5 protein-coding genes and 1 other annotated feature (1 of these 6 only partly in view) are annotated in these 6,000 nt (G+C 47.0%); of the genes, 4 read left to right on the top strand and 1 reads right to left on the bottom strand.

Annotated elements, in window-relative coordinates; genetic code table 11:
* Positions 1-121: 121 nt before the first annotated feature.
* Positions 122-1,141 carry a YaaC family protein gene (locus JZI27_RS21670; RefSeq protein ID WP_280209248.1) on the bottom strand — a complete coding sequence of 340 codons (1,020 nt, stop codon included), beginning with the start codon at positions 1,139-1,141 and terminating at the stop codon, positions 122-124.
* Between the two features lie 168 nt (positions 1,142-1,309).
* Here JZI27_RS21670 and guaB point away from each other — a divergent pair, with 168 nt between their 5' ends.
* The 4 genes from guaB (at position 1,310) to pdxT (ending at position 5,845) form a co-directional block, all read left to right on the top strand.
* On the top strand, positions 1,310-2,770 hold the full coding sequence (gene guaB, locus JZI27_RS21665) for an IMP dehydrogenase (protein WP_280209247.1): 1,461 nt from the start codon (positions 1,310-1,312) through the stop codon (positions 2,768-2,770).
* Positions 2,771-2,970: 200 nt separating this feature from the next.
* Positions 2,971-4,269 carry a D-alanyl-D-alanine carboxypeptidase family protein gene (locus JZI27_RS21660; protein ID WP_122909462.1) on the top strand — a complete coding sequence of 433 codons (1,299 nt, stop codon included), beginning with the start codon at positions 2,971-2,973 and terminating at the stop codon, positions 4,267-4,269.
* 108 nt (positions 4,270-4,377) lie between these two features.
* On the top strand, positions 4,378-5,262 hold the full coding sequence (gene pdxS / locus JZI27_RS21655) for a pyridoxal 5'-phosphate synthase lyase subunit PdxS (protein WP_122909451.1): 885 nt from the start codon (positions 4,378-4,380) through the stop codon (positions 5,260-5,262).
* A 10-nt stretch (positions 5,263-5,272) separates the two neighbouring features.
* Complete coding sequence (gene pdxT, locus JZI27_RS21650; RefSeq protein ID WP_122909450.1) at positions 5,273-5,845, top strand: pyridoxal 5'-phosphate synthase glutaminase subunit PdxT; 573 nt, start codon at positions 5,273-5,275, stop codon at positions 5,843-5,845.
* 94 nt (positions 5,846-5,939) lie between these two features.
* Positions 5,940-6,000: a binding site (T-box leader), on the top strand (it continues 157 nt past the right edge of the window).

Here is a 6,000-nt window from a genome sequence, read left to right as displayed (position 1 = left end):
GAGCTGACGAATACTAATCGGTCGAGGACTTATCCACATGCTTTAGCAATCATGCAGATCCAGTTTTGAAGGAATAAGGAAGAAGCCTTCTTGTTCAGTTGAACAAGAGGGCTTTTTTGATTTAAACCGGGAATTTTACCTGATTGTACAATTCCATCTGTTTCATAATCAGTGATGGAAAAGTCGTCATATGATGGGCGAGAAAACGTTCCACGAGGTATCGCTCCGCCATATCATGAGACATTGTTAATTCTCCCCACCATTCTGTTTCATATCGGCATAGCATGCCTAGCTGGTAAAGCAGCAGAAAGTGACTCGCCCATTGTGGAAGAGGAAGAGATTCTGCTGAGCCATTCCAAAAAAAGAGCGTACGATCATGGAGATAAAATAAAGGGTGTTGTTCCAATTGTGAAAGGGCAAACTGAGATAGGAACATTTGACGATTGGACCAGGCTTCCCAACCTATAGTGTTCAGCGAAATCGTACTAGGTGCAAGGCGCTGGATATATTGCTTCAACGTATCGTTCGAATATGCCAAGGAACCTTCTGTTTTTACCGGAAAAGTTACTCGATATTCATCAGCTTCTCGCCTAGAGGAAGCTGCACCCTCATGGACGGGTAAAGAAAGCTGGAGACGCGTCCAATGAGGCTGTATTTCTGAAAGTGCTGCACAAATTTCACTCATTTCAGCGAGCGAAGCAAACAAATCCTGTACGGAATAGCGATCTCGCAGCGGGGTAAGACGGAAGGTCTGAGACAGGTGCGAAAAAAACCCTTCCTTTTGAGGCCGAATTTCATCTTCCATCAGCACGTATGCTTGTCTTTTTACCTTTCTTGATGCAACGCCGTGCTGCAGCATCCGACTGTTCTGCGGGTAAGCTGGATCACGGGTGATTAACATACCCTTGAGTAAATGCGTACAGCCATAAAAAAGGAGCAAGGGCTGAATCGACAAATCTGCTGATTCGGCCGTTTGATAAAAAAGACGTGCTTGCCTCCACAAATACAGATAGCGCGTACTTTGCTGAAAGGCAAGCCGATCAGGATGCTCCCATTCTCGATTTGTGTAGCATTGAGACAAAAACTTGCGTGAAGTAGGTTCAGTCTCTAGGTATTGCAGTCTGTTCCAAGCAGAATCCATGCTCTATCACCTTCGATTAATTTTCGTCTTCTCACCGTGTTTGTAGATTAGTTTTTTGATTTATCTGGATAATTCGGTTGATTGCCGAACAATATACGGATTCCTTGACAGTAAATTATGCCATTTGTTAAACTGTCTTAAACTATTTTCCGAGAGGAGTTTTCTGCTGTGCGGGAAGACAAATTTGTAAAAGAGGGTCTCACGTTTGATGACGTTTTGCTCATTCCAGCGAAATCAGAAGTTTTGCCAAGGGATGTTGACCTGCGTACCAAACTAAGTAAAACAGTGACTCTCAATATCCCCCTCATTAGTGCTGGTATGGACACGGTGACGGAATCAGCTCTTGCAATCGCAATGGCTCGCCAGGGCGGTATCGGGATCATCCATAAAAACATGACAATTGAACAACAAGCGAGCGAGGTCGATCGAGTCAAACGCTCCGAAAGTGGCGTCATCACCAATCCTTTCTCCTTGACGCAGGATCATACTGTAGCGGATGCAGATGCTCTGATGGGGAAATTCCGCATTTCCGGTGTACCGATTGTGGACGAAGGAAATCACCTGATCGGGATTTTGACCAACCGTGATTTGCGTTTCGTCCACGATTTTTCTACTCCGATCAAGGATGTCATGACCAAAGAAAATTTGGTTACAGCTCCTGTGGGGACGACCCTGCAGCAAGCAGAAGCCATTTTGCAGAAGCATAAAATCGAAAAGCTTCCTCTGGTGGACGAGAACAATATCCTCCGTGGACTGATTACGATTAAGGATATTGAGAAAAACATCCAGTACCCGCATGCAGCGAAGGATCTGCAAGGACGTCTGTTGTGCGGTGCTGCTGTCGGCGTATCGGCGGACACATTTCAACGTGCAGAGGCATTGGTAAAAGCAGGCGTTGATGTACTCGTCATCGATACCGCTCATGGTCATTCCAAGGGAGTTATTGATACGGTGAAAGAGATCAGAAAACGCTACCCGGAACTGACCATTGTGGCAGGAAACGTAGCGACAGGACAAGCTACGCGCGATCTGATCGAAGCAGGTGCTTCAGTAGTCAAAGTGGGCATTGGCCCTGGCTCGATTTGTACGACTCGTGTAGTGGCAGGAATCGGTGTGCCGCAAATCACAGCCATCAACGACTGTGCCAAAGTCGCGCACGAGTATAATATTCCAATTATTGCCGACGGCGGCATTAAATACTCAGGTGATTTGCCAAAAGCGATCGGTGCGGGTGCATCTGCGATCATGATTGGCAGTTTGTTTGCAGGAACCGAAGAAAGTCCTGGCGAATTTGAAATTTATCAAGGTCGTCGTTTCAAGGTCTATCGAGGTATGGGATCGATTGGCGCGATGAAAGCCGGAAGTAAAGACCGTTATTTCCAAGAAAATGAACAAAAGCTGGTCCCTGAAGGAATTGAAGGACGTGTACCGTATAAAGGTCCACTAGCAGAGGTAACCTATCAGCTTATTGGGGGATTGCGTGCTGGTATGGGATATTGTGGCACCAAAACCATCCAGGAACTGATCGAGAATGCCCAATTCATCCGTATCACAGGAGCTGGCTTGCGCGAGAGCCACCCACATGATGTACAAATCACCAAAGAAGCTCCTAACTATTCCATATCCTAGAATTTGGTTCTATGGACCTACTCCCCCTTTTTCTTGCAGAGAAAGGGGGTTTTTACTAGCTTTTGGAGTGGAGAAACAGGTCTCACAAGCTTCAATCACGCATGCTTCCTATGGTACACTTACAGTTGTGTGTATGGTCAGCAATGTCAACCAATTCAACCAAGACAAAATCGACAGAAGTGGGAGAGTGAAAGATGGCGATGAAACAAAAAACATGGACAAGACGATTAATGAGTCTATACCTTTCTGTCGCTGTATTTGTTACAGCTATGGTAGGAATGACAGCAACAGCAGAGGCAGCACCTGCGAATTTGGATTTGGCTGCAAATTCTGCGATTCTCGTAGAGGAATCAACGGGTAGAGTGCTTTATAGCAAAAACCCGGACCAGCCTCTCCCTCCTGCTAGCATGAGTAAGATGATGACAGAGTACCTGATTCAAGAAGCAGTGCAGCAGAAGAAAATCAGCTGGGACGATCAAGTCCCTGTTAGCGAATATGCGTTTTACGTTGCAAAGATTTCAGATGCTTCTGGTGTTTATTTGAACGCTGGAGAATCATTTACAGTCAGAGAATTGTATGAAGCAATGGCCATTGTTTCTGCGAACGATGCAACCGTGTTGTTGGCAGAAAAAGTAGCAGGTAGTGAACCGAATTTCGTTCAGATGATGAACAAGAAAGCAGCGGAACTGGGAATGAAAAACACCTCGTTCGTTACTTCTAGTGGTTTGCCTGCAAATGAATTAGGTCCTTACTCGGTGGACACAGAGCAAACAGAAAACCTGATGTCTGCACGTGATTCCGCCATTCTTGCCCGTGCCCTGATCCGGGATTTCCCACAAGCGTTGGAAGTGTCTAAGGTTCCCCGGTTTACTTTCCGTACAGGTACTCCACAAGAATTGAAAAAGGCTAACTACAACTGGATGCTGCCAGGCCTGAACAGCTTTTATGATGGCGTCGACGGTTTGAAAACGGGCTATACAGCAGCTGCACAGTACTGCTTTACGGGTACTGCTTCCAAAGACGGTATGCGTCTGATCAGCGTTGTTATGGGAACCGAAAGTAATACAAAACGCTTTGCCGAAACGAAGAAAATGTACGATTACGGCTTTAGCAATTACAAAGTAACCAAACAAATGGACAAGGGTGCTGTGGTGACCGGTTTTGATACTGCACCACTCAAAAATGGCGTTGAGTTGACTGTACCGGTTGTAACAGGTAACGAAGTAAAAGTACTCACCAAAATTGGGACAGAACCAAAATTTACACCAACCGTTTCCTTCTCTGAGCTATCTGCCCCCATTGCGAAGGACCAGGTAGTCGGAAAATTAGTTTTGAATGAAGAAGGTGTGAAAGAGTCGGATTATCTACAGGCCGAAGACATGCAGAAGGCATCCTACGATGTTGTAGCTGCTCAGGAAGTGGAAGAAGCGAGCTGGATTCGCCTGTTTTTCCGCAGTATCATCCAATTTTTCAGCGGCTTGTTCAGTAGTGGAAAATAAATAAAGTGTTGTTTCCCTCTGCGCTTTGGTTTACAATGAGCGTAACTCAACCATAACACCACATAACAGTTGTGATGTTATTACTTTTATGACGTAGGGGGAAATAGCATGGTACAAGTAGGAACGGACCGCGTGAAAAAGGGAATGGCAGAAATGCAAAAAGGCGGCGTCATCATGGACGTCGTGAATGCAGAACAGGCAAAAATTGCGGAAGCAGCTGGTGCTGTAGCTGTTATGGCATTGGAGCGTGTTCCTTCCGACATTCGTGCTGCGGGCGGTGTAGCGCGTATGGCTGACTTGAGCATCGTCGAGGATGTGCTGAAAGCTGTTTCGATACCTGTCATGGCAAAAGCCCGTATTGGTCATTTTGTGGAAGCGCGTGTTTTGGAGTCTTTGGGCGTAGACTACCTCGATGAGAGCGAAGTACTGACCCCAGCAGACGACTTGTACCATATTAATAAAAAGGATTTTACTGTTCCGTTTGTATGTGGTGCCCGTGATCTGGGTGAAGCGCTGCGCCGAATCGGTGAAGGTGCATCCATGATCCGTACCAAAGGGGAGCCAGGTACAGGGAACATCGTAGAAGCTGTTCGTCACATGCGCACGATGATGGCGCAAATCCGCAAAGTACAAGCGATGTCCTACGATGAATTGATGGCAGAAGCGAAAAATCTGGGAGCGCCATATGACCTGCTGGAGTATGTGCACAAGAACGGAAAGCTTCCAGTCGTCAACTTTGCCGCTGGTGGAGTCGCTACACCTGCAGACGCAGCGTTGATGATGCAGCTCGGATCCGATGGTGTGTTTGTAGGATCTGGAATCTTCAAATCGGAAAATCCAGAGAAATTTGCCCGTGCAATCGTAGAGGCAACCACTCACTACACCGATTACGAACTGATTGCTCGTGTATCGAAAGGCTTGGGAAGCCCGATGCAAGGAATCGAAATCTCCAAAATCCGTGAAGCAGACCGCATGCAAGAGCGCGGCTGGTAAGGTGATCGCGATGAAAATAGGCGTACTTGCCCTGCAAGGTGCAGTAGTCGAACATCTACGTTTACTCGAAGCTGTGGGAGCTACAGCCGTTGCTGTTAAAAAGGTAGAGGAGCTCCACGACCTGGACGGCCTGGTGATTCCCGGTGGAGAAAGCACGACGATCAGCAAGCTCATGCACCAATACGGATGGATGGAAGCGATTCGTGCGTTTGGAGAAGCGGGAAAGCCGATCTTCGGTACATGCGCAGGCGCGATCCTGTTGGCCAAACAAATAGAAGGACAGCAGGAAGCACACCTCGGTTTGATGGATATCAAGGTAGCGCGCAATGCCTTTGGTCGGCAAAAAGACAGCTTTGAAGTCAACTTGCCCGTAGCGGGAGTTGCTGCTGATTATCCAGCGGTGTTTATCCGGGCTCCCTACCTGATGGAGGTAGGAGAAGCTGGTCAGGTATTGGCAAAGTACGAGGATAAAATCGTTGCAGCGCGTGTCGGACAATATCTGGCAGCAGCCTTTCATCCCGAATTGACCGAGGATACGCGCTTGCACAAGTATTTTCTCGATATGGTGAAGGAATCAAAATAGGTTTCATACTCCGAATCGTGGTAGACAGCGACTCTTTACACAGGTATAGAACCTGTAGTACAGTTAACAATAGAAGTTAGAAGTTGTTAAATGTGCAAACACGCTGATGAGAACAAGTACTCCGCAAGGTCTGGTCTAGAGAGTCGGTGGGTGGT

This window comes from Brevibacillus sp. AY1 (assembly GCF_029870785.1).
Classification (GTDB): domain Bacteria; phylum Bacillota; class Bacilli; order Brevibacillales; family Brevibacillaceae; genus Brevibacillus; species Brevibacillus invocatus.
Note: the sequence above shows the minus strand (reverse complement) of the source record. Positions and strands in the feature narration are given on the sequence as shown.